The sequence below is a fragment of the Nostoc sp. genome, from assembly GCF_036917095.1.
In the GTDB taxonomy this organism is placed as follows: domain Bacteria; phylum Cyanobacteriota; class Cyanobacteriia; order Cyanobacteriales; family Nostocaceae; genus Nostoc.
Genome location: NZ_JBALFH010000072.1, coordinates 1 through 2,546 on the forward strand (window position 1 = coordinate 1; position 2,546 = coordinate 2,546).

The 2,546-nt window shown below is 43.7% G+C and carries 2 protein-coding genes; both read right to left on the reverse strand.

The features are described 5' to 3' along the window. Positions 1-135 precede the first annotated feature (135 nt). The gene (locus tag V7L01_RS35285; RefSeq protein WP_335043020.1) at positions 136-429 is read right to left on the reverse strand and encodes an HU family DNA-binding protein; all 294 of its coding nucleotides are present in this window, start codon (positions 427-429) and stop codon (positions 136-138) included. 103 nt (positions 430-532) lie between these two features. After that, on the reverse strand, positions 533-2,546 hold a 2,014-nt coding region (locus tag V7L01_RS35290; protein WP_335043021.1), incomplete at its 5' end, for a molybdopterin-containing oxidoreductase family protein.

The following is a 2,546-nucleotide window of genomic DNA, read 5'->3' on the forward strand; positions in this document are numbered from 1 at the left end:
CGCAACAGCGATCGCGCTTTTTTTACATCTGCAATTCAACACTCACCTTTCCCCTAACATTGCCATATCCTGTCTTGAGAACAGCGAACACTACAGCTTTGCAGTGATTAGATTGCTAGTGGTAAAGCTATTCATCTATGGCGCTACTTTTTCTTTAAACTGTTTCCCAGCAGAGAATGCAGGCACTTTGGTCGCTGGGATAGTCATTGGCTCATTGGTTTTCGGATTACGCCCTTCGCGTTCTGAGCGATGCCTACGGCGGCAAGCTACGCGTCGCTCGAATGACCCAAACCCAATCAGCGTTACCTTTTCACCATTAGCTACAGCCTCGGTAACAACTGACAAAAAAGCACTAATGATTTCATCAGCTTGCTTTTTTGTGATGTTGGTCTTTGATGCTACAGCATCCACTAGTTCGCCTTTGTTCATACTTTGGAACACTCCTACGGAGAAGCAAGCTACGCGAACGCTTAGGACACAGCCTCTCTAAGAGTTGGCTTTACGCTACGCTATCACTTAGAACAAGTAATACTTATGCTTTTTTGACTCGGCAGGCAAAACATTTAAATGCCTGCTGTCCTGAGAGATTGTCATAATATTGTTTATCTATCAAGATATTAACTGACTCATAATAGGGAGTTCCAAACTCTTCTGCCATTTTCTGCCCAGGCCCGAACCAGCCAGGGACAAAAATAGTATCTTCTCGAATTCCTGACCAAACCAATGCAGTGCCAGTGATTGCTCCTCTGGGGCTTTCAACTATGATTTCATCACCATTTTTAATGCCTGCTTTTTTTGCTGCCTCTGGATGGATTTGTACTAAGCGAACACCATTCATTTGCTTGCCTGTATAAGTCCAGTGAGTTACAGAGTGGAAATGAACTACACTCGATCTACCAGTTATTCCCATCAGTGGGTACTGCTTGTGTACTTTCCCAGAAGAGATTTTTCCTAATTTAATGTTTTGAGTCAGTGCCTGTGGATTCACAGGATTTTTTACCAACTCAGATGTGTATTCAATGGTAGGATGCTTACCTATTACCTCTGGATGGGTATAGAAGCTTGGCAGAGCAGAGTGTCCAGCCTCAGCTAACCGACTTTGTAATTGGGGAGTATAAATTTCTACTTTCCCACTGGGAGTTAGAAATCGCTTACCAATATTATCAGGGTTAAGAGCTGATGCGGCTTCATACCAAGATGCATGATCTAGGTAAAGTGTGCTGACACCAGGATGAGCTACTGTGGGACAAGGCCAACGCAAGGGTTCTGTTCTTTGAGATAGTCTCTGTTGGGTCATACCTCCCATTCCTGGAGTATTCGCTACAAAAGTTGCCCACAGATGACGATAGTCTTTCCAAGAATCAGGAAAGTTGTCCCTCCAGTATTCAGGCGGATTGCGTTTGTCTAATTTCGCTGTGGCGTGTGCTAAATCAATCCAGATATGCCAATCTGGTTTGGACTCACCTACCGGAGTAACCACTTGTTCTTGCCAACGGATTGCTCGATCATCCCGCCGCATATAAATGGTTTCCATTTCAAAACCACTGGTTACTGGCAAAATAATATCAGCATAGTAGGCTGATTCTTCCATAAACAATCCAGTGTAAACATAAAATTCTAATTTCCGATAAGCCTGCTGTACTTTAATTGTGTCTGAACAAGCCAATAAAGGATTTCCCTGAGTAACGATCGCTTTGAGTTGATAAGGTTCACCTGAAATGATCGATTGGGCAAAATAATCTGGCCCAACTGGTAGTGCAATATCTTTGCTAGGTGTTTTACCAATAATCGCTGGCAAATTCAATTCCCCTGGCCAGGTATTGTGCATGAAATTGCAACCACCACCAGGAATACCAATATTACCTGTAATTGCTGCTAGGAATGTCAAACAACGGTAAGTATCAAAAGCCCCTAATTGATGAGAAATCCCAGCGTTGCAGAAAATAGCAGCAGGCTTAGTTTTGGCATAAGCCTCAGCTATCGACCTAATTTTTGATGCTGGAACATCCGTCACTTTGGCTGCCCACTCTGGTGTGTAGCTGAAGCTTTTTAGGTGATTTTTCAGTTCATCAAAACCTAGTACCCATCGTTTTACAAAGCCAGTATCGTATAAGTTGTTAGTCACAATGTGATAGAGCATTCCCAAAACCAAAGCCAAGTCAGTGTGTGGTTTCGGTGCAATCCACTCATCAGCTTGCGCTCCTGTAGGAGTCAAGCGCGGGTCGATAACTACTAATTTGGCTTTAGTCTTAGCACGACTTCTGAGAAGATAAGCAAAAGTTACAGGATGCGTTTCTGCTTGATTCGTACCTAAAAATAGAAAGAATTTGGCACTTCCCAAGTCTTCTTTTTTAGTCGCATCATCAATTCCGTAACCGTTTGTAAAATTACCCAAGCCAAATGTCCAAGCTAAAGCATTGCCACCTGCATCGTTGCATACAGGCCCAACATCGGTATTATTAGGACTACCCAGCAGACTGAAGTAGCGCCCGACCAGAGAACCTGTTCCCCGTGGGAGTCTGCCAGAGGTTTTGTTGGCGATCGCT

Excerpts from the sequence above, each read along its gene's own strand:
- V7L01_RS35285 (WP_335043020.1), bottom strand. The coding sequence starts at position 429 with ATGAACAAAGGCGAACTAGTGGATGCTGTAGCATCAAAGACCAACATC.